Origin of the sequence: Methylobacterium sp. 391_Methyba4 (genome assembly GCF_029691625.1) — a bacterium.
Lineage (GTDB): Bacteria > Pseudomonadota > Alphaproteobacteria > Rhizobiales > Beijerinckiaceae > Methylobacterium > Methylobacterium fujisawaense.
Map to the genome: position 1 here is coordinate 6,097,304 of NZ_CP121475.1, position 20,490 is coordinate 6,117,793.

The window sequence follows — 20,490 nt, forward strand, 5'->3', positions numbered from 1 at the left end:
GCGGGCCGGCAGGCTATCGCCGGCCGCATCGACTTTCCAGGGCGCTGCCGAGCCGGCCGTCACGCCTCGCCGGTTTCGAGCGCGGCGGCGCGCACGGAAGGCAGGCACGGATTGGCATTGTCGGTGCGCCACGCGAGCCACAGCTCCGGCCCGGTCGTGGCGGGCAGGGCGATCGGCCGGAGCCGGATATCGGCCATGCTGTTGCCCCGGGCACTGCCCGGCACCAGCGCGACGCCGATGCCCGCGCCGACGAGCGCCAGCATCGCGTGGACCTGATTCACCCGCTGCACGATCCGCGGCTGCACGCCCCCGGCCTCGAACAGCCTGTCGAGGAGGTCGATGAAGTAGCGGCCACCCCGGGGCGACCACGTCACGAAGGCCTCGCCGTCGAGATCCCGCAGGGTCGGGGTGCGGGCGGTCGCCAGGCGGTGTCCGCGCGGGACCGCGAGCAGCAGCCGTTCCCGTGCGAGCGGCGCCGTCGCGATCGCGGATTTCGGATCCTGCAGGACCGGACTTGGCCGCAGGATCGCGAGATCGGTGCGGTTCTCGCCCAAAGCCAGGATCTGCTCGTCCGAGACCATCTCCTCCAGCACGAGGTCGACCTCGGGCAGGGTCCGGCGGACATGGGCGACGACCTGGGGCAGCGTCCGGTAGGCCGAGGCGGCGGTGAAGCTGAGGCGCAGCACCCCGCTCTCGCCCCGGTCGGCGCGCTGCGTGATGCGCGCGGCGTTCTCGGCCGCCGCCAGCACCCGGTGGGCCTCCGCCAGGAAGGTCCGGCCCGCCGGGGTCAGGCGCACCGCCCGTGTGGTCCGCTCGAGCAGCGTCACGCCCAGCGTCTGCTCCAGCATCTGGATCTGCCGCGACAGGGGCGACTGGGTCAGGTTCAGCCGTGCCGCGGCCCGGCCGAAATGCATCTCCTCTGCGACGGCGATGAAGCTGCGGGCGTGGCCGAGATCGAACATTGATGCAAAATCCGGGATAATCCAGCCAAAATCAACGTTGGACGCATCGAAGGCCTGCGCCTAACCCCGGACGCGACACCGAACGGTGCGCATCAGAGAGAGGAATCGATGGCGCGGATGACCCCGGTCGAGATGGCGCGCGTGTTGGGCTCCGGCCTGCTGTCGTTTCCGGTCACCCATTTCCGCGACGATCTCGGCTTCGACGAGACCGCCTATCGGGACAATCTCGGGCGGCTGGCCGACTACAAGGTCTCGGGCCTGTTCGCGGCCGGCGGCACCGGCGAGTTCTTCTCGCTGACGCCCGCCGAGATCGACCGGGTCCTGCGCGCCGCCGTCGCGGAGACCCGCGGCCGCACGCCGGTCATCGCCCCCGCCGGCCAGGGCACCGCCCTGGCGGTCGAGATGGCCCGGGCCGCCGAGGCCGCCGGCGCGGACGGAATTCTGCTGCTGCCGCCCTACCTCGTCGGCTCCGAGCAGGCCGGTCTCGCCGCCCATATCGAGGCGGTCTGCCGCGCGACCTCTCTCGGGATCATCGTCTACAACCGCGCCAACGCCCAGCTCAACGAGCAGACGCTCGCCAGCCTGTGCGAGCGCTGCCCGAACCTCGTCGGCTTCAAGGACGGCGTCGGCGATGTCGAGCTGATGACCCGGATCTACGCCGCTTTGGGCGACCGCCTGACCTATGTCGGCGGCCTGCCCACCGCCGAGACCTTCGCGCTGCCGTATCTGGAGATGGGCGTCACCACCTACTCCTCGGCGATCTTCAACTTCCTGCCCGAATGGGCGCTGTCCTTCTACGACAGCGTGCGCCGCCGGGACCGCGACGCCGTCTACCGGGAGCTGCGCGACTTCGTCCTCCCCTACATCGCGATCCGCAACCGCAAGCGCGGCTACGCGGTCTCGATCGTCAAGGCGGGGATGAGCGCCGTCGGCCGCCACGCCGGCCCGGTCCGGCCGCCGCTGACCGAATTGGACGCGGCGGAGCGCGCCGAGCTGACGGCGCTGATCGGCGACCGCCGCTGAGCCCCCACGAGACGACCAACGACAGACCCGCCGAGCCAACGGCGGCAACGACCCGCCTCCTGGATCAACCGGGCGGCGACGAGCCAGGGAGAACGTCCATGAGTGCCAGTTCGAGCGGCGCGGCGAGCACCCTGCTCGACGCCGCCGATGCGGGTCGCCGCACCCGCGTCCGCCTGCTGATCGTCGCGATGCTGTTCGCCGCCACCACGATCAACTACGCCGACCGCGCGACCATCTCGATCGCCGGACCCGACATGGCCAAGGAACTCGGCCTGTCTCCGGTCCAGATGGGCTACGTCTTCTCGGCCTTCGCGTGGTCCTACGTTCTGGCCCAGATTCCGGGCGGCTGGCTCCTCGACCGCTACAGCGTCAAATGGGTCTACGCCGCCGCCGTCGCCCTCTGGTCCGGCTTCACCCTGGTCCAGGGGGCCGTCGGCTTCTTCTCCGGCCTCACCGCCGTGGTGCTGCTGTTCGCCCTGCGGCTCGCCGTCGGCCTCACCGAGGCGCCGGTCTTCCCCGCCAATGCCCGGATCGTCGCCGCGTGGTTCCCGACCCGGGAGCGCGGCATGGCGTCGGCGTTCTTCAACTCGGCGCAGTACTTCGCCACTGTGCTGTTCACGCCGCTGATGGCGTGGATCGTCCACAATTTCGGCTGGCACCACGTCTTCACCAGCATGGGCCTGCTCGGCCTCGCCTTCGCGGTGGTGTGGCTGCGCGTCGTCGACAGCCCGAAGAACCACCCGTCCATGAATCAGGCGGAGCGGGACTACATCGAGGCCGGTGGCGCGCTGCTCGACATGGACGGGCAGAGCCGGACCAGGCAGGGCGATGCCGGCCGGACGCTGCGCCAGCTGCTCGCCAACCGCATGCTGCTCGGCATCTATATCGGCCAGTACTGCATCACCGTGCTGACCTACTTCTTCCTGACGTGGTTCCCGGTCTACCTCGTCAAGGAGCGCGGCCTGTCGATCCTCCAGGCCGGCTTCGCCGCGGTGCTGCCGGCGCTCTGCGGCTTCATCGGCGGCATCCTCGGGGGCGTGATCTCCGACCTGCTCCTGCGCCGCGGCTTCTCCCTGACGGCGGCCCGCAAGATCCCGATCGTCGGCGGCATGCTGCTGTCGATGAGCATCATCGGCTGCAACTACGTCCAGGCGGATGCCCTCGTGGTCGGGCTGATGGCGCTCGCCTTCTTCGGCAAGGGCATCGGCGCGCTCGGCTGGGCGGTCGTCGCCGACACCTCCCCGCGGGAGAGCGGCGGCCTTTCGGGCGGCCTGTTCAACACCTTCGGCAACACCGCCGGCATCACCACGCCGATCGCCATCGGCTACATCGTCCAGAGCACGGGCTCGTTCAACGGCGCCCTGGTCTTCGTGGGCCTGAACGCCCTCGTCGCCTGCTTCTGTTACCTCGTGGTGGTCGGCGAGATCCGCCGCGTCGAGCTGAAGGCCCACTGACCCGCGGGCCGGACCGGCCCCGTTCCGAACCCGCCCCGCGCCCGGCTCAGGCCGGCCGGGGATCTTCGAGGAGGACGCCATGCCGAACGACAGCCGTCATGCCGCGCGCAACACGCCCACCGTGACCGAGATGAAGGTCGTGCCGGTCGCCGGCCACGACAGCATGCTCCTCAACCTCTCGGGCGCGCACGGCCCGTACTTCACCCGCAACCTCGTGATCCTCACGGACTCCACCGGCGCCACCGGCCTCGGCGAAGTCCCCGGCGGCGAGGGCATCCGCAAGACCCTGGAGGATGCCCGGGACCTCGTGGTCGGGCAGCCGCTCGGCGCCTGGAACGCGGTGCTGAACGCCATGCGGACGCGCTTCGCGGACCGCGATTCCGGCGGGCGCGGGCTGCAGACCTTCGACCTGCGCATAACCATCCACGCGGTGACGGCGGTCGAATCCGCCTTCCTCGACTTGCTCGGCCAGTACCTCGACGTGCCCGTGGCCGCCCTCCTGGGCGAGGGCCAGCAGCGCGACGCCGTCGAGATGCTGGGCTACCTGTTCTACGTCGGCGACCGCACCCGCACCGATCTCGATTATCGCGCGCCGACCGCCCGCGACGGATGGTTCCGCCTGCGCGACGAGGAGGCGCTGACACCGGAGGCCGTGGCCCGCCTCGCCGAGGCCGCCTACGACCGGTACGGCTTCAACGATTTCAAGCTGAAGGGCGGCGTGCTGCGGGGCGAGGAGGAGATCGCCGCCGTCACCGCGATCCACGCGCGCTTCCCCAAGGCGCGGGTGACGCTGGACCCGAACGGCGCGTGGTCCCTCGACGAGGCGATCCGCCTCTGCAAGGGCCAGGGCCACGTCCTGGCCTACGCGGAGGATCCCTGCGGCGCCGAGGGCGGGTTCTCGGGCCGCGAGATCATGGCCGAGTTCCGCCGCGCCACCGGCCTGCCCACCGCCACCAACATGATCGCCACCGACTGGCGGCAGATGAACCACGCGATCCAGCTCGGCGCCGTCGACATCCCGCTCGCCGACCCGCATTTCTGGACGCTCGCCGGCTCGGTCCGGGTGGCCCAGCTCTGCCGCGACCACGGCCTGACCTGGGGCTCGCATTCGAACAACCATTTCGACGTGTCGCTCGCCATGTTCACCCACGTGGCCGCGGCGGCCCCGGGCAACGTCACGGCGATCGACACCCACTGGATCTGGCAGGACGGCGAGCGCCTGACCAAGGAGCCGCTGGTGATCCGCGGCGGCCTCGTGCGGGTGCCGGAGCGGCCGGGCCTCGGCATCGAGCTCGACATGGCGGCGGTGGAGGAGGCGCACGCCCTCTACCGCGACCACGGCCTCGGCGCCCGCGACGACGCGGCCGCCATGCAGTTCCTGATCCCCGGCTGGAGCTTCGACAACAAGAAGCCCTGCCTGGTCCGCTGAAGCCCGGCCCGGGCCTGCGCCGTCAGACGCGCGAGCTGGGGCGGTAGAACGGCTCGTGCCGCGACGGGTCGATGTAATCGGCGTAGAAGCGCCGCGCGTGGGGCAGCAGCGCCTTCGAGAGCTGGCGCCGCTCGACCTCGTCGTCCGACAGCGCCCGCGACAGGTCGTCGTGGAGCGCCTTCAGGGCGGCATCCTTGTCGACCCGGGTGAAGCGGCCGTCGGCGTAGAGCACCTCGCCCTCGCACAGCACCGTGGTCACGCCGCCGGTCTTGGCCCGCTGGATCACGGCGTCGAGGAGCGGCGTCTCCGGGTCGAGATACGGGTAGGCGATCTGGTCCCAGTCGATCAGGACCATGTCGGCGCCCTTGCCGACTTCGATCGTGCCCAGGCTATCGCCATAGGGCGTGGTGCGGGCGCCGCCGACGGTCGCCATGCGCAGCACCTGCGCCATGCTCGGCACGTCGGCCTCGTCCATGCCGGGCACCCGGTGGGCGCGGAGCACGAGGCGCATCTCCTGGAGCATGTCGCGGTCGTCGTTGATGCCGGCCTCGTCGAGGCCGATCGCCGTGTTGATCCCCTTCGCCTCGAACCGGTTGAGCGCCGCCACGCCGGAGCGCAGCCGGAAGTTCGACGAACAATTGTGGCAGATGCAGGTGCCGGTCGCCGCGACCCGCTCGATGTCGGATTCGTTCAGCCAGACCCCGTGGCCGAGGGTCAGGCGCGGACCGAGCATGCCGAACCGATCGAGATACTCGACGGCGGTGCCGCCGCCGCGCTTCTCCGCATAGGCCTTCTGGTAGGCGGTCTCGACGAGGTGCATGTGCATCGGCACGTCGTAGGATTCGGACAGGCCGGCGAGCCCTTCGAGGGCCGCGTCGGAGCACCAGTGGAGGTTGGCGGGCGCGAGCTGGATCTTGGACCGCGACGCCCCGGCCTGTCCGGCATGCAGGCTGCGGAACAGGGAGAAGTTGTCTTCCAGGGACATCTGGAAGCGCTCGAACCAGCGCTTCATCGGGTCCTGCAGCGGCGCCGGCAGGCTCGCCACGAAATCCATGTCGGCCTGATAGACGAGGCGGTTCTGGTCGCGGACCGCGAAGCAGTACGAAACCCGCATGCCGATGTCGCGATAGGCGCGCAGCACCTCGTTGGAGCGCGCCTCGACCTCCTCCAGGCTGCCGGGCATCCAGCCGTGGATGTGCTGGACCGTGGTGATCCCGGAGCCGACCATCTCGAAGGCCGAGTACAGGGTGTCGAGGTAGAGGTTCAGGTTGCGCGCCACCATGCGGGTGACGAACCACAGTTCCAGCGGCATGTCGGGGGAGCCGAGCTGCACCGGCGTCAGGCCGACATGGTGGTGGCCGTTGACGAAGCCCGGCAGCAGGATCTCGCGGCCGGAGCCGATCACGGGGGCGTCGGGATAGCGGGCATGCAGGTCCGCGTAGGTGCCGACCGCCTCGATCACGCCGTCCTTCTGCAGGACCGCGCCGTCGGCGATCTCCTCCCAGCGGTCGTGATCGAGGGTACGGGTGATCATCCGCCGGCTGCGGATCAGCGATGTGGCCATGGTCGTGTCCGTGTTGGGGGAGGGGGTCAGACGAGCGCTTCCTGCTCGGCGAAGGCCCGGTCGACCTCGTCGCGCAGAAGCTCGGTGAGGTGCCGCCGCATCGCCTCGGCCTCGGGGGAGAACGGGTCGCGCGGGCGGGGCAGGTCGTTGCGGACGATGGTCTTGATCCGCCCGGGCCGGGCCGTGAACACCACCACCCGGTCGGCGAGCGCCACCGCCTCGTCGATGTGGTGGGTCACGAACAGCACCGAGGCGCCGCTGTCGCGCCAGACGTCGAGCAGAAAGTCCTGCATCTTCTGGCGGGTCTGGACGTCGAGCGCCGCGAAGGGCTCGTCCATCAGCAGGACCTTGGGACGCATGGCGAGCGCCCGGGCCACGGCCACGCGCTGGCGCATGCCGCCGGACAATTCGTCCGGCCGCTTGTCGAAGGCCTCGGCGAGGCCGACGCGCTGGAGGGCGGCCCGCGCGATGCTCCGGCGCTCGGCCTCCGGCACGCCTTTCAGCGACAGGCCGAAGCTGACGTTCTGCCAGACGCTGAGCCAGGGCAGCAGCGAGGTCTCCTGGAAGATCAGGCTGCGCTCCGGCGACGGGCCGGTGACGGCCTCGCCGAAGGCCAGGAGCGCGCCCCCGGAGGCGGGTTCGAGCCCGGCGATCAGGTAGAGCAGCGTGCTCTTCCCGCAGCCCGAGGGGCCGAGGAACACCACGAACTCGCCGGGCCGCACGGTGAGGTCGATGTCGCGCAGGGCCTCGTGGGCGCGAGCGGTGCCGGCCGCCCAGACCTTGGCGACGCCCCGGCAGGAGACGGCGTCCTGGGATGCGGGATCAGAGGCCAAGGGAGGACCCCGCGTCGCGCGGCAGCCAGTAGAGCATCCGCCGCTGGACCAGCCGGAACAGCAGGTCGAAGGCGAAGCCCAGGAGGCCGATCAGCGTGATGGTGAAGAAGACGAGCGACGGGTTGAAGGTGTTGCGCGCCAGCATGATCACCTGGCCGAGCCCGTAGCCGACGCCGGTCGCCTCGGCGACGAGCACCACCATCCAGGCGCCGAACAGGTTGAGGCGCAAAACCGCGAGCAGCCCCGGCAGGATCGCCGGCACGATCACCCGCGCGTAGATCTGGCGCTTCGTCGCCCCCATGGTCCGGGCGACGTTGATGTAGTTCCGGTTGACCCCGTCGATCTGGTGGATGGTCGAGAGGACCATCGTGAAGAACAGGGCGATAAACACCATGAAGATCGCCGGGGCGTTGCCGATCCCGAACATGAAGATCGCCACCGGCAGCCACGCGATCGGCGAGACCGGGGCCAGCAGCGTGATGGTCGGCAGGGTCAGCCGCTCGAACAACACGACGTAGCGGATCGCCACGCCGACGAGGATCGACAGGGTCGCGGCCAGGGCGAGGCCCGCCAGGACCCGGCCCGTGGAGGCGAGCACGGTGATCAGCACCGCCATGGCGGGGCTCGGGCCGGTATTCATCCCGGTGCCGATCTGCCAGCGTTGCGCGGTGTTGAAGAAGCGCGCCTGCTCGGCGAGGTTGCCGAGGAAGATGTGCGGCGGCGGCAGGAGCTTGGCGTCGGCGATGCCGAGCGCCCAGAGCAGCTCCCAGAGGCCGGCGAAGCAGCCGACCGAGACCAGCATCCAGCCGATCCGGCGGAGCAGGGGGACGAGCCCGTCGGGCAGCGCGAGGCGCTGACCGAAGGGCACGCGCGGCCGGATGTGCGGGACGGCGGCGCGGGCGAGATCGACGGCCATCCGCTCAGGCCGACTTCAGCTTGAGCTTGCCGTAGAGATCCGGGTTCTCGGCGATGACCTGCTCCAGCAGGGTCCAGTCGATCGCGTCGCGGCCGGGCTTCTTCTTGATGTAGCCCATCTCGGCGACGGAATCGGTCCGGTCGAGGATGAACTGCGTCTGGTTGCGGGCGTCCACCACCGAGGGCTGCCGGCCCATGGCGAGCTGGGCGTTGCTCATCGAGGTCTTGTAGTAGGAGCCGACGAGCTTGTTCAGGGCGGCCTGGGGATCGCCCTCGGCCAGGGCCTGGGCCTTCATCATGCCCTTGATCAGCGCCTTCACGGCGGCCGGGTTCTTGGCGATCAGCTCATTGCGGACCGCCAGCACGCAGTCGGTGTAGCCCTTGCCGTAGATGTCGGTGCCGTCGGAGAGCTTCACGGCGCCCTTCACGTCGGTGAGGAGCGCGGTGCCGTAGGGCTCGATGGTCGAGATGATGTCCAGCGCCCCGGCGCGGAACGCCTCCACGGCCTCCGGGGTCGAGCCCATGTAGCGGACCGTGATGTCCTTGAAGGCGACGCCGTTCTTCTTCAGCCAGTCGTAGGGCAGCACCTCCAGCGTATCGAGCTGGAAGGTGCCGAGCGTCTTGCCCTTGAGCTTCTCCGGGCTGTCGAGGCCGGGCTGGGCGACCAGCACGCAGCCCTCGATGCCGCCGCCGGCCACGATCTTCACGGGGGCCCCCGCGTCGTAGAGCGCCATGAAGCTCGTGTAGGGCATCACGCCGGCATCGACCTGCCCCATGCCGAGGAAGGTGACCTGATCCGAGAAGGTCGGCGTGTTGACGAAGTCGATGGTCAGGCCGTCATCCTTGGCGAGCTGCATCGCCTCGGCGAGGAAGAAGTTCAGGTTGCAGAAGCCGGTGCCGTGGGTCGCGCGGATGCCGGTGGCCGCCGCGGCCGGGCCGGTCAGGCCCGGACCCACCGCCAGGGTCAGCGCGGCGGCGGTCCCGCCGAGGAAGCGCCTGCGGCTGGGCTTGAACCGCGTGAAATCCGGGACGCGATAATCGCCGTGACGGTCGCACATATCGACTCTCCTCAGAGGGCGGATCGTGCGATCCGCCGGACGGCGCGTGCCGGTGCTGAAACGGAGGGATCGGAGCTCGGGACAGGCTCAAGGCAGTCGCGGAGATCCGGTCGCCCGGCACCTCACCACATCGACGGCACGCCAACCTCTAGCCGCCGCCGGGGCGACGCTGCGCTGGTGAAGACGAACCAAGAAGCGTGCCAGATGCAGGGACCGACCGTATTGGCGGCGCGCCTTGCCCGTCGCCGCTGTCGAAGAACTGCACCGCCGTCATTGCGAGCGGAGCGAAGCAATCCAGCAGCGCTAGGCCTCCGAACGTCGCGCTGCCCTGGGTCACTTCGCTGCGCTCGTGATGACGGACACCGTCTTCGCGCCGTGATTCGACCGGTCCGACGCCCGCGAAAGCAGCTGAATGCCGCCGGCGTATTCAGCCGGGGTCTTTGGACAGTGCCGGACCGGCCTCAGCCGCGCGCGGAGCGCTCTGCCCATTTCCGGCGCAGGATGGCGTACTGCATCGTGTTCTCGAGGATCGGGTTGCCCTGATCGTCGTCCACGAAGGTGACGAACTCGCGGAACAGGCCCTCGAGGCGCATTCCCAGCGTCGCGCACAGGCGGTGCGAGGCGGCGTTGTCCTCCTCGACATAGGCGTAGAGGCGCCGCGCCTGCCGCTCGCAGAACAGGTGCCCGAACAGAGCGGCCGCGGCCTCATGGGCGTAGCCCGCGCCGCCATACGCGGCGTTGAAGTTCCAGCCGACCGAGAAGGTGTCGGGCGGTTCGGGGAGGCAGAACAGGTCGCCGATCAGCCGGCCGCACGCGGTCAGGCACACGGCCACGTGCTCGTCGTCGCTGGCGCGCCGCTCGGCCTCCGCCTCCGCGTCCGCCGGCGTATCGAGGCGGCTGCTCAGGAAGCAGCGTGCCCGCGGCCGGTGCAGGTAGGCGAACAGGTCGGCGGCGTCGTCCGGCCTGAAGCGCCGCAGGATGAGGCGGTCGGTCCGGATGGCGATCATCGGGCTCCCGGTCGGCGCCGCCCTACGCGGCCACGAGGTTGAAGGTGCGGTCGGCCGGCGCGAGGCTCACCCGCCGCCCCCAGTCGAAGGCGACGAAATCCTGCTCGATCCCGTCCGAGAACACCACGCCGCCCTCGTTCATCCGCGACACCACCGTGAGGGGCGATCCGGCGAACTTGCCGCCGCGCAGGTCGGTGCCGGTGGCGACGCTCGGGAACGGCTCGCGCACCCAGTAGCCGAAGGCCGCCTCCTCGATGCCCACCTCAACGGTGAGGTGCGTCGCCTCGCTGATCGAGCGCGCCCAGCCGGTCAGGCCCGTGCCCGAGGCCACGATCAGCCCGCTCGACGAGTGGTCCTCCGCCCGCGCCCCGTCGTCGATGCGGTAGCGCGCCGATTGGTGGCTGCGGTGGCCGACGAAGATCTCATTCAGGGCGAGCAGCCGCTCGCCGCCGTCGAAGGTCGCCTGCACCATGGTGCGCCGCTGCAGGGGCGCGGCGCCGGCCGCGCTGGCGGGCAGCAGGGCACGCAGGGCCTCGACCCGGGCCCGGGCCAGCACGCCGTCGTAGAGGTCGGGCGCCGGGTTGACGCCGACCACCGGCTGACCGTCGAGGTATTTGGCGACGTTGGCCACGAGCCCGTCCTGCCCCACGGCCACGACCACGTCCTCGGGGGCGAAGAGGAAGCGGTCGAGGTCGGGGCGCCGCACCAGGGCCTGCCGCCAGTCCAGGGGCACGGCGGACCGCGCCTCGGCGAGCACGGCCTGGAACTGGGCGTGGCGCGCCTCGACCTCCGCGAGCGTCTGGCCCCGGCTCTCCAGGAAGAACCGAACCTGGCCGCGGGTCGCGTGCCGGGCGATGAGCAGCTCGTAATCCGTGTCGCGGATCACGAAGACGACCCGGGGGGTGATGGCCGGCATGGCGGGCCTCCTCAGCGCGGCGCGAGCCGCGCGGGCAGCGCGCCGCGGAACTCCCCGAGGACGGCCGCCAGCAGATCGGGCGTGACGTTGACGTGCTCGATGGTCTCCAGCTTGCCGGCGAGTTCCCGGGCCGCCAGACCGAGCAGGACGGCGGGCGGCATGTCCCGGTAGATTGCGGCGCGGCGCTGCTCCGCCTCGGCCCGGGCCCCCTCGACGAGCCGGATCCGCTCGGCCTCCGCGGCGGCCTCCAGGCCGCGGGCCTCCGCGACGCCGGCGGCGCGGTCGCGGGCGTTCTCGGCTTCTTGCGCGATCAGCACGGTCTCGCGCCGGGCCAGCTCGGTCTTCGTCGCGAGCTCGTTCTCCGCGATGGCGCGCTCCTTCTCGACTGCGAGCGCGCGCCGGGCGAAGGTCGCCTCGTCGGCCTTCTGCTGCAGGGCCTCGAAGGTCGGCGTCTGCAGGGCGCGCTCCAGCTCGCTCGTCGGCGCGAGGTTGGTGAGCCGCACCGCCACGGCCGCGATGCCGATCTCGGCCAGGGCCGGGGCGGCGAAGAGCACCCGTTCCAGAACGGCGCGCAGCGGCTCCGGCCCCGCGTCGAGGAGGGCGCCGATCGGGCTCGCCCCGAGATATTGCAGCACCGCCTGACCGGCGATGCCGCCGAGGCGCGCCTCGATCCGCTCGATCGGCTCGCCCTGCAGGCGCCCGGTGCGGAGGTCGATCGAGAAGTCGACCCGGCTCGCCAGCAGCTCGGGATCGACGACGTGCCAGCCGATCGTCCCCTGGACCACGACGGTCTGGAAGTCCCGGCTGCGGCCGCGGACGAACAGGGTCATCTCGCGGTCGTCCACCGGCACCTCGCTGATGCTGGCGGTCTCGGGCCGGAACCAGAAGACCAGCCCCCGCCCGCTCTGCCGGACCCGGCCGTTGCGGAAGCGGATGATGTGGCTGCTCGCCTCGCTCCGAAGCTGGGCGATCACACCGATGTTGCGGACCGTGGCCATGATGGTCTCCTCAAAACTGACCCGACCTGTCGAAGCGGAAGAGTTCGGCGGGGCGGAACGCCGTCCCGGCCTCGCGGGCGCCCGTCGGCGCGATCCAGCCCCGGTCGCGCATGCGGCGGCGGAAGGCGGATTTGTTGAGGGGCGCGCCGCGGATCGCCGCGTGTACGTCCTGGAGCTGGCGGAGGGTGAAGTGCTCCGGGAGCAGCGCGAAGCCGACATCCGTGTAGTCGAGCTTGCCGCGCAGCCGCTTCACGGCGAGCGCCAGGATGTCGGCGTGGTCGAAGGCGAGGGCGAGGGGGGCGCCGTCCTCCGTGACGGCCGAGACCGGGCCACCGGCCTCGCCCGCCCAGGGCACGACCAGCGTCGCCGCCGTCAGCGCGGCGCCGCCCGCCAGGGCCTCGGCGAAGGCCGCCTCCGGCAGCAGCGCCAGATAGGCGACCGAGACGATGCGCATCCGCGGATCCCGGTCCACGCCACCGAAGGTGTAGAGCTGTTCGAGCCGCGCCCGCCCGATCCCGGCCTTGTCGCGCAGGACGCGCTCCGCGGCGGCGTCGAGGGTTTCGGCGATGCCCACGAACCCGCCCGGCAGGGCCCAGCGGCCCGCCTGCGGCTGCTGGCTCCGCCGCAGCAGGAGAGCGGCGAGCCGCCCCGCCCGGATCCCCAGCAGGACGAGATCCACCGCCAGGGCGGGCCGCTCGTAGGCCGCAGGATCGTAGCCTGCCAGGAACTCGGATTCGGTCATCGCTCGATTTCTACTCAGGTTGAGCATAACTAAGACGCAGGTTGCGCATATGTCAAGGCGACGGCGGATCCGTCAGGACGCGCCGCCGGGCGCACAGCTCCGCACCGGCTCCGCACAGATCCGCCGCGGCGCGGCCGGCCGGTGCGGGCCGAGCCTGGAAAAGGGCGAAGCTTCTCGTGGCGGCCGAGGGGCGGGCGCGGGAGCTTCAGCGGCGAGCCGGCCCCGATCCGCCGGCGCAGGAGGTTCCCCGATGCCGTTCTTCGCTCCACGACCCGCGGTCGAGCTCCCCCGCAACGCCGCGTTGTCACCGCTCTTCCTCGCGCTGCTGGCGCTCCTCATCATGCTCGCCTCGGCCCACGCGGCGCCGGGGCCGGCGCGGGGCGGCCTGATGCTGCGCGGGCCGGCCGGCGCCGCGCCGGCCGAGGCCGTCCAGCTTGCCACCGACATCAGCGTCGATGTCAGCGGCCCGACCGCCCGGGCCACGGTCACCCAGGCCTTCCGCAACACCACGGCGGACTGGGTCGAGGGCACCTACGTGTACCCCCTGCCGGAAGACGCGGCCGTCGACGGGATGAAGCTCGTCGTCGGCAACCGCGTGATCGTGGCCGACATCCGCGAGCGGGCGGCGGCCAAGCGCGCCTACGAGGCCGCGAAGGCGGCCGGGCAGTCGGCGGCCCTGACCGCGCAGGAGCGGCCCAACATCTTCACCAACGCGGTCGCCAATATCGGCCCCGGCGAGACGGTGGTGGTCCAGATTACCTATCAGCAGACGATCCCCGTCTCCGGCGAGACGCGGACGCTGCGCCTGCCGCTGGTGGTGGCGCCCCGCTACACTCCCGCCCCCGCCGCGGTGGACGCGGTCTCCCTCGACGGCGTGGCCGAGGCGGCCCGCGACCCGGTTCCGGATCGCGCCCGGATCAGCCCGCCGGTGCTCGACCCGGCCCTGTCCCCGCCGACCAACCCGGTCGCCGTCACCGTGCGGCTCCAGGCGGGCTTCGCCGTCGGCGCCGTCCGCAGCGCCACCCACGCGATCCGCGTGACCGAGACCGGCCCGGAGGCGCGCACCGTCACGCTGGCCGACGGCGTCGTGCCGGCCGACCGCGACCTCGAGCTGACCTGGGAGCCCGCTCCGAGCCGGGTGCCCGGCCTCGGCCTGGTCCGCGAGACCGTGGCCGGCCGGACCTACCTGCTGGCCGCCGTGAACCCGCCGGCGCTCGAGCCCGACGCGGCCACCCGGCCGGCGCGCGACGTCACCTTCGTGATCGACAATTCCGGCTCGATGTCCGGCGCCTCGATGCGGCAGGCCAAGGCCGGGCTGCTGGCCGGCCTCGCGCGTCTGACGCCGCAGGACCGCTTCAACGTCATCCGCTTCGACGACACCTGGGACGCGCTGCATCCCGAGCCGGTCCCGGCGACGCGGGCGGCCCTGGCGGAAGCCGAGCGCTTCGTCGCCGCCCTGGAGGCCCGAGGCGGCACCGAGATGCTGGCGCCGCTCAAGGCGGCCCTGGCCGATCCCCATCCGGAGGACGGGCGCGTGCGCCAGGTCGTGTTCCTCACCGACGGGGCCGTCGGCGACGAGGAGCGGATCTTCGCGGCGATCCACGCCAATCTCGGGCGCACGCGCCTGTTCATGGTCGGCATCGGCTCGGCGCCCAACGGCCACCTGATGCGTCACGCCGCCGAGATCGGCCGCGGCAGCTTCACGGAGATCCGCGACCTCGCCCTGGTCGGCGAACGGACCCGCGCGCTCTACGAGAAGCTGGAATCCCCCGCCGTCACCGACCTGACCGCGACCTTCTCGGTCCCGGGCGTCGCCGTCACGCCGGGCGCGCTGCCCGACCTGTATCGCGGCGAGCCGCTGGTCTTCGCCGCGCAGCTGCCGGAGGCGGCCGAGGGGATCGCCCACGGGACCGTGACCGTCTCGGGCCGGGTGGGCGGCCGGACTTGGACCCGGACCCTGCCCCTCGCCGCGGCCGGCACGGGCGCCGGCATCTCCAAGGTCTGGGCGCGCTCCCGGATCGGCGAGACCGAGACCGCGCGGATCACCGGACGCCTCGGCGCGGAGGCGGCCGACGCCACCATCCTGGCGCTGGCCCTGGAGCACGGCCTGACGACGCGGCTGACCAGCCTCGTGGCCATCGACGCCACGCCCCGCCGGGCGCCGGGCACGCCCCTCGTCGCCGCCGACCTGCCGCTGAACCTGCCGGCGGGCTGGGACTTCGCCAAGGTGTTCGGCACGGACCGGAGCGGCGAAGCGCCCGCCGACGACAAGGCCGCCCGGATCGTGCCGATCCATGCCGGCGAGGCGGGCGTCGACCTCCCGCAAACCGGGGCCGGGATCCTGGCGCAGCTCGGCCTGGGCCTGCTCCTCGCCCTCCTGGGCCTCCTGCTGGGCGCTGGCCTGCAGCGGCGCGGCGTCCGGCTGATCGGGGACGCGCGATGAGCCGCTCCCCGGTATCCGGACTGGGGAGGGCCCTCGCGGCCCTCCTCACCCTCGGGGGGCTCGGGTTGGCGGCGCAGGCCGCCTGGATCCCCGCCAAGGCCGCCCTGGCGCAGGTGCTGCTGGAGCGCGCCTTCGCCCGCACGCTGGCCGAGGGGCACCCCGCCAAGCCCTGGCCCTGGGCCGACACCGAGCCGGTCGCCCGCCTCACCGTCGCGGGCCGCAGCTTCGTGGTGCTGCGGGGCGGGAGCGGCCAGGCCCTGGCCTTCGGCCCGGGCCATCTGGACGGTACGCCGGAGGCCGGCGCGCCCGGCACCGCAATCTTCGCCGCCCACCGCGACACGCAGTTCGCGGTGCTGGGGCGCCTCGGGCCCGGCGATCCCGTCACGGTGACGGGCCGCGACGGCCGGACCCGGCATTTCCGCGTCACCGGCACGCGGGTGGCGCGGTGGGACGCCTCGGGCATCGACCCGCAGGCGGCCGGCCGGCATCTCGACCTCGTCACCTGCTGGCCCCTGGAGGCGCTGCGGGCCGGACCGCTCCGGCTGATCGTCGAGACGGAGCTGGCGTCGGAGGCGGGGCGTTCCTGACGGGCCGCCGTGGATGGCCAGCTTGGCCGCGCTTGCGCAATTGTGCGGTTTCGTGCGGATCTGTCCGGATCAAGCCCGCGCGAGCCGTGCCTGTGAGCGAGATCGAACTGTCCGAGGCGCAGAGCCGCGCCATTGCCCAGACCGTGCGCGAGGCGCTGGCCCGCCGGCGGATCTCCCGGCAGACGCTGGCCGAAGAGGCCCGGATCAGCATCTCGACCCTGGAGAAGGCGCTTGCCGGCCGCCGGCCCTTCACCCTGGCGACGACGATCCGGCTGGAGGAGGCCCTGGGCCAATCCCTCCGCCAGGAACCGGGGCGACCGGCTCCGGAGACGGCCCGTCACGCGCCCGACGAACTCGGCTCCTATTCCCGGGAGAGCGTGGCCTGGATCGAGGGGCGCTATCTCACCCTGCGGCCCTCCTTCGGGACGGCCGGCGCGATCTTCGCCTACCGCACCGAGATCGCCTGGGACCCGGAGTCGGCTCGCCTCGTGTTCCGCGAGGCCGAGCGGCTCGACGCCCCCTTCGCGCAATCCGGCAGCGTCGCCGTGCCGAGCCAGTCGGGCATGATCTATCTGGTGACCAACTGGCACGGGCAGCACCGCCTGGCGGTCCTGTGCCGCCCGAACATCCAGGGCGAGATGTACGGGGTCCTAACCACGCTCCATGCGGGGCGCGGCACCCAGCTGACCCCCGCCGCGGCGCCCCTGGCGCTGCTCCCGGAGCAGGCCGGCGCGTTCGGCTACGGGCGCATCGGACCCGAGGAGCCGGGCTTCGCACCGTACCGGGCCTATCTCGCCCGCGTGCACGAGGACGGCTACGCCACCTTCTTCACGGGTGTCGCCTGACGGGGCCGGGCGCGATGCGGATGGGCCGGCGCCCCTGGCCGTGATGGGCCGGTCGACACAGCAGCCGACGCGTTCGGCCGACCGCGCGTTGCGCCGGCTGCGGACAGGAGGCGTCCCCCGCCGGATCGGCCCCCTCGCGCTCGCGCAGGCGCCGGCCGGCCGGCCGAAGACCCTGCGCCCGTTCGGGTGCCCGTCGAAGCCTCCGTCCTTGGAGAGGGCCGCTCCGTGAGCAGACCCTCTCCGGACCCGGCGGGCCGCCGGGTTCAGGCCGCGCTACTGGGCCGCGATGTTGTAGGCGAGCGCCGACGAGGCGAGGGAGGCCCCCCACACGCAGAGCGTCGTGCTCGTTCCCATGGTCGGCACCGCGATCAGCGCGCCGACGCTGGCCACGGCGAGGCCGATCGCTGCCCCGTACAGTGCGTCGTCGCTCACGCCGCCGGCGACACGATCGATCTCTTCATCCGTCAATTCGCGGATCTCTGGCACATTCTTCATCATCGCGACCTTTCGATATCGATGGTTGAATGCCGAATTATCCATCGGCGTCGCGCAGGCAGCCCCAAAGCGTTCGAGAGATCAAATCGTATAGAAGCACTATAGCCTGCGTTCGGGCGAGGTCCTATCGCCGGTGCCGTCCTGCCCTGGGCTCCGGAGCCGTGACGGCAGAGGTGAAGACCTGCCACTTCGATCGCGACGACTGCGCCGCGATCACCGAGGCGAGTCGGCATCCGGTGGGGCTCCGAGCCCGCGTCCGGAGCGCGCCGACGCTCGCCCATGCTCCGATGCTGCGGGCGTCCGGCCTTGCGATGGCGTTGGTGATCACATCGCGGCGTCGAGGCTGAGCAACCGTCGATCAACGCACCGGGTCGACGGGGCGTCGAGGCATGCGCGAGGCGGGCTCGTCGATCGACGGCATGGGATCGATGCCCAGGAGGGCTGCGAGATCCTGCCCGGCATTCGGCTCCAGCAGGTCGGCGAGGGTATGTCGGTCGAGGACCGCGAGGAACGCGGCGAGCGCTTCGTTCAAGACACCCTTGAGGCGGCACGCGGGCGTGATCGCACAGGCCGCACCGGCGAAGCAGGGGACCAGCGCCAGATCCTCCTCCATGGCCCGCACGACGTCTCCGACGCGGATCTGGTCCGCGGGCCGGCCCAGAAGCAAGCCGCCGCCCCGGCCGCGCGTCGTCCGGATCAATCCCAGCCGGCCCAGCTGATGCACCACCTTCACCAAGTGATGCTCGGAGATCCCGTAGGCCGCCGCGACGCCGGCTATGGAGCCCTGCCGGGGGCCCAGCGAGCCGAGATAGATCAGAGTGCGCAGGCCGTAATCGGTGAAGCGGGTCAGCCGCATGTCAACTCCGTAACAGCCCTTAAGGTGCATGACGATTGCACCTTTAAAAATGGGCCGTCATAAGGTGTATGTAATATGCATCTTGAGGACCGCCATGCCTGCCCCGCTGAGTCCCTCCACCGTCGCCCTCATCAAAGCCACGATTCCCGCCCTGGAGGCGCGAGGCCTGGACATCACGCGGCGCATGTACGAGCGCCTGTTCGAGAACGCCGAGATGCGCGACCTCTTCAACCAGTCGCACCATGGGGCAGCGGGCTCGCAGCCGAAGGCCCTCGCGCAAGCCGTGCTGGCCTATGCCCGCAACATCGACAATCTGAGCGTTCTCGGCGGGGCGGTGGAGCGCATCGCGCAGAAGCATGTCGCGCTCAACATCCTCCCCGAGCACTATCCGCATGTCGCGGATGCGCTGCTCGGCGCGATCGGCGACATTCTGGGCGATGCGGCGACGTCCGAGATCTGCGCGGCCTGGGGAGACGCGTACTGGCTCCTGGCGGAGATCCTGATCGGGCGCGAGGCGGCCATCTACCGCGACCACGCCGCAAAGCCTGGAGGCTGGACCGGCTGGCGCGCGTTCCAGATCGAGAGCGTGACCCAGGAGAGCGAGACGATCCGCTCCTTCGTGCTGGCGCCGGTCGATGGGGGGCCCGTGCTGCGCCACCAGCCCGGTCAGTACCTCGGCTTCCTCTTCGACCTGCCAGGCCAGGGCGTTCTGAAACGCAATTACTCGGTCTCGTGTGCCCCGAACGATCGCGTCTACCGCATCACCGTCAAGCGCGAGAACGCGCCCGGTGCGCCGGCCGGTGTCGTCTCGAACTGGCTGCACGACGCGGCCGGCATCGGCACGATCCTGCGCGTGGCACCGCCGGCGGGCGACTTCTTCCTCGACCGGTCGACGAACGGCCCCGTGGTCCTGGTCAGCGGCGGCGTCGGACTGACGCCGATGGTGAGCATGCTGGCCGCCATCGCGGATGAGATGCCCGAGCGCCCGACTTGGTATGTCCACGGAGCCCTCAACGGCCGTGTCCATGCGCTGCGGGACGCGACGACCGCCGCAGCCTCGGGGCGCGCGCATATCCGCGTCCGGACCTTCTACGCCCAGCCGGACACGCAGGACCGGCGTGGCGAGCATTACGACGAGGCGGGTCTCATCACGGCGGATTGGCTCGTGGCGAACACGCCGCAGGCCGAAGCGGTCTACTACCTCTGCGGTCCCAAGCCGTTTCTGGCCGCGCTCGTGAACGGCCTGCAGCGCCACGGCATCCCGGCCGAGCGCGTCCGCTTCGAATTCTTCGGGCCGGCGGACGAATTGCTGGAGGACGAGGTGCGGCGCGTCGCCTGATCGTGGCGCCACAGCCGGGTGTCGGCGGCGCCGCGAACGGCGCTGCCGCCTCCCGTGATCGCGCGTGCGGGCGCCGAACCGCCCGGTGCCGACGGAACGGGCGTCCGCCGTCGAACGCCGCGGGCCGCCCTTCCGTCCCTATCCCTTCAACCGCTCGATCAGGGCCAGGGTCCGGCGACCGGTGTCGTCGAAGGCAGGCAGATCGATCATGGGGTCGGGCTTGGCGACGGCGGTCAGTCGCGCGCGGTCGCGGATGACGATCTCCTGGCCCGCAACGCCGATGCCGATCTTGGTGAGGGCTTTGAGGGCACGGGAGAAGGACTCGCGCGTCATCCCGAGTTCGGACGCGATCATGTGCTTCTCGTAGGGCAGGATCGCGCGGTCCGGCGTGCCCTGCCGTTCGGATAGGACGAGGATATGGCATCCGACGCGCTCGGCCGCGGAGCGCAGTTTCAGATTCTTGGTCTGCCGCACCATCCGACGGAACTGCTCGGCGAGCGTTTCCAGAACCGCCTTCGCCAGATGCGGGTTGCGTTCCACCGCGTCGCGGAACGCATCGGCCGGAATGAGCAGGAAGCGGGTCGGCTCCGGAGCCCGCCCCTGCATCAGATACGGCGATGCGGTCACGACGGCGGCAGGGATCAACAGGTCCGGCGCCCTCACGACTTCGATGAGCACCTCGCGGCCATCGCGGGATCGTCCGAAGAGCTGAACCGATCCCGACAGGACGACGATCTGGAAGGTCGGGACCTCGCCTTGCGCGAAAAGGATCGTCCCCGCCGGCACTTCGTGCTCGAGCGTGTGCTGGAACATGGTGCGGATGCGCGGTGCCTCCTTGCTGCTGTCACCCGTTCCGGGATCGGTGTTCGCTTCTCCGCGCATGGCAAGCTGCGCTTCCACTCGACCTCGGCATCGTGAGAACCGGGGCGCATTCCGGCCTTGATGCATATCAACTGCAGATTTGGCCCAACCCCGATCCCGATCCGGCATCGACCGCGCGCCGCCGACCCGCGGCGAACGCGAA

General features: G+C 71.3%; 19 protein-coding genes. 7 read left to right on the forward strand and 12 right to left on the reverse strand.

The window, feature by feature from the left end; genetic code table 11:
• Positions 1-59: 59 nt before the first annotated feature.
• Positions 60-962, reverse strand: coding sequence for a LysR substrate-binding domain-containing protein (locus P9K36_RS28755; protein WP_043357021.1), 903 nt, complete (start codon positions 960-962; stop codon positions 60-62).
• 108 nt (positions 963-1,070) lie between these two features.
• Between P9K36_RS28755 and kdgD the strand changes: the two genes are divergently transcribed.
• The 3 genes from kdgD to gudD all read left to right on the forward strand — a co-directional run bounded on the left by kdgD (position 1,071) and on the right by gudD (position 4,868).
• Positions 1,071-1,985, forward strand: a complete 915-nt coding sequence (kdgD, locus tag P9K36_RS28760) for a 5-dehydro-4-deoxyglucarate dehydratase (RefSeq protein ID WP_043760238.1) — start codon at positions 1,071-1,073, stop codon at positions 1,983-1,985.
• A gap of 98 nt (positions 1,986-2,083) precedes the next feature.
• On the forward strand, positions 2,084-3,439 hold the full coding sequence (locus P9K36_RS28765; RefSeq protein WP_043386722.1) for an MFS transporter: 1,356 nt from the start codon (positions 2,084-2,086) through the stop codon (positions 3,437-3,439).
• Positions 3,440-3,518: 79 nt separating this feature from the next.
• A complete protein-coding gene (gudD, locus tag P9K36_RS28770; RefSeq protein WP_278306280.1) occupies positions 3,519-4,868 on the forward strand; it encodes a glucarate dehydratase in 1,350 nt (449 codons plus the stop codon).
• 22 nt (positions 4,869-4,890) lie between these two features.
• On the opposite strand, the gene P9K36_RS28775 is transcribed toward gudD, so the two are convergent.
• The 8 genes from P9K36_RS28775 to P9K36_RS28810 all read right to left on the reverse strand — a co-directional run bounded on the left by P9K36_RS28775 (position 4,891) and on the right by P9K36_RS28810 (position 12,901).
• The gene (locus P9K36_RS28775; protein ID WP_043760242.1) at positions 4,891-6,432 is read right to left on the reverse strand and encodes an amidohydrolase family protein; all 1,542 of its coding nucleotides are present in this window, start codon (positions 6,430-6,432) and stop codon (positions 4,891-4,893) included.
• 26 nt (positions 6,433-6,458) lie between these two features.
• On the reverse strand, positions 6,459-7,265 hold the full coding sequence (locus P9K36_RS28780; protein WP_043760244.1) for an ABC transporter ATP-binding protein: 807 nt from the start codon (positions 7,263-7,265) through the stop codon (positions 6,459-6,461).
• Positions 7,255-8,181 carry an ABC transporter permease gene (locus P9K36_RS28785; RefSeq protein ID WP_043760246.1) on the reverse strand — a complete coding sequence of 309 codons (927 nt, stop codon included), beginning with the start codon at positions 8,179-8,181 and terminating at the stop codon, positions 7,255-7,257. The genes P9K36_RS28780 and P9K36_RS28785 overlap by 11 nt, the downstream gene beginning before the upstream one ends.
• A 4-nt stretch (positions 8,182-8,185) precedes the next feature.
• The gene (locus P9K36_RS28790; protein ID WP_043760248.1) at positions 8,186-9,238 is read right to left on the reverse strand and encodes an ABC transporter substrate-binding protein; all 1,053 of its coding nucleotides are present in this window, start codon (positions 9,236-9,238) and stop codon (positions 8,186-8,188) included.
• A 461-nt stretch (positions 9,239-9,699) separates the two neighbouring features.
• Positions 9,700-10,245 carry a GNAT family protein gene (locus tag P9K36_RS28795; protein ID WP_043760250.1) on the reverse strand — a complete coding sequence of 182 codons (546 nt, stop codon included), beginning with the start codon at positions 10,243-10,245 and terminating at the stop codon, positions 9,700-9,702.
• A 22-nt stretch (positions 10,246-10,267) separates the two neighbouring features.
• Entirely contained in the window at positions 10,268-11,161 is an 894-nt protein-coding gene (locus tag P9K36_RS28800; RefSeq protein WP_043386741.1) for an NAD(+)/NADH kinase, read from the reverse strand.
• A gap of 11 nt (positions 11,162-11,172) precedes the next feature.
• The gene (locus tag P9K36_RS28805) at positions 11,173-12,159 is read right to left on the reverse strand and encodes a band 7 protein (RefSeq protein ID WP_043760252.1); all 987 of its coding nucleotides are present in this window, start codon (positions 12,157-12,159) and stop codon (positions 11,173-11,175) included.
• 10 nt (positions 12,160-12,169) lie between these two features.
• Positions 12,170-12,901, reverse strand: a complete 732-nt coding sequence (locus P9K36_RS28810) for an NUDIX domain-containing protein (protein ID WP_043760253.1) — start codon at positions 12,899-12,901, stop codon at positions 12,170-12,172.
• Between the two features lie 250 nt (positions 12,902-13,151).
• Here P9K36_RS28810 and P9K36_RS28815 point away from each other — a divergent pair, with 250 nt between their 5' ends.
• The 3 genes from P9K36_RS28815 to P9K36_RS28825 all read left to right on the forward strand — a co-directional run bounded on the left by P9K36_RS28815 (position 13,152) and on the right by P9K36_RS28825 (position 16,776).
• On the forward strand, positions 13,152-15,344 hold the full coding sequence (locus tag P9K36_RS28815; protein ID WP_278306282.1) for a marine proteobacterial sortase target protein: 2,193 nt from the start codon (positions 13,152-13,154) through the stop codon (positions 15,342-15,344).
• Complete coding sequence (locus tag P9K36_RS28820; protein ID WP_043353988.1) at positions 15,341-15,931, forward strand: class GN sortase; 591 nt, start codon at positions 15,341-15,343, stop codon at positions 15,929-15,931. The genes P9K36_RS28815 and P9K36_RS28820 overlap by 4 nt, the downstream gene beginning before the upstream one ends.
• A gap of 92 nt (positions 15,932-16,023) precedes the next feature.
• The gene (locus P9K36_RS28825; RefSeq protein ID WP_043386750.1) at positions 16,024-16,776 is read left to right on the forward strand and encodes a helix-turn-helix transcriptional regulator; all 753 of its coding nucleotides are present in this window, start codon (positions 16,024-16,026) and stop codon (positions 16,774-16,776) included.
• Positions 16,777-17,049: 273 nt separating this feature from the next.
• Here the strand turns inward: P9K36_RS28825 and P9K36_RS28830 are convergent, their stop codons facing one another.
• Positions 17,050-17,316 (reverse strand): hypothetical protein, encoded by a 267-nt coding sequence (locus P9K36_RS28830; protein WP_278306283.1) that lies wholly within the window; start codon positions 17,314-17,316, stop codon positions 17,050-17,052.
• A 313-nt stretch (positions 17,317-17,629) separates the two neighbouring features.
• A complete protein-coding gene (locus P9K36_RS28835; RefSeq protein ID WP_075381312.1) occupies positions 17,630-18,127 on the reverse strand; it encodes an Rrf2 family transcriptional regulator in 498 nt (165 codons plus the stop codon).
• Positions 18,128-18,221: 94 nt separating this feature from the next.
• On the opposite strand from P9K36_RS28835, the gene hmpA reads away from it, so the two are divergent.
• Positions 18,222-19,466: an NO-inducible flavohemoprotein gene (gene hmpA / locus P9K36_RS28840; RefSeq protein WP_278306284.1), complete on the forward strand. Its 1,245-nt coding sequence runs from the start codon at positions 18,222-18,224 to the stop codon at positions 19,464-19,466.
• A gap of 138 nt (positions 19,467-19,604) precedes the next feature.
• Here hmpA and P9K36_RS28845 read toward each other — a convergent pair whose 3' ends face one another.
• Positions 19,605-20,366, reverse strand: coding sequence for a cyclic nucleotide-binding domain-containing protein (locus P9K36_RS28845; RefSeq protein ID WP_278306285.1), 762 nt, complete (start codon positions 20,364-20,366; stop codon positions 19,605-19,607).
• Between the last annotated feature and the right edge of the window lie 124 nt (positions 20,367-20,490).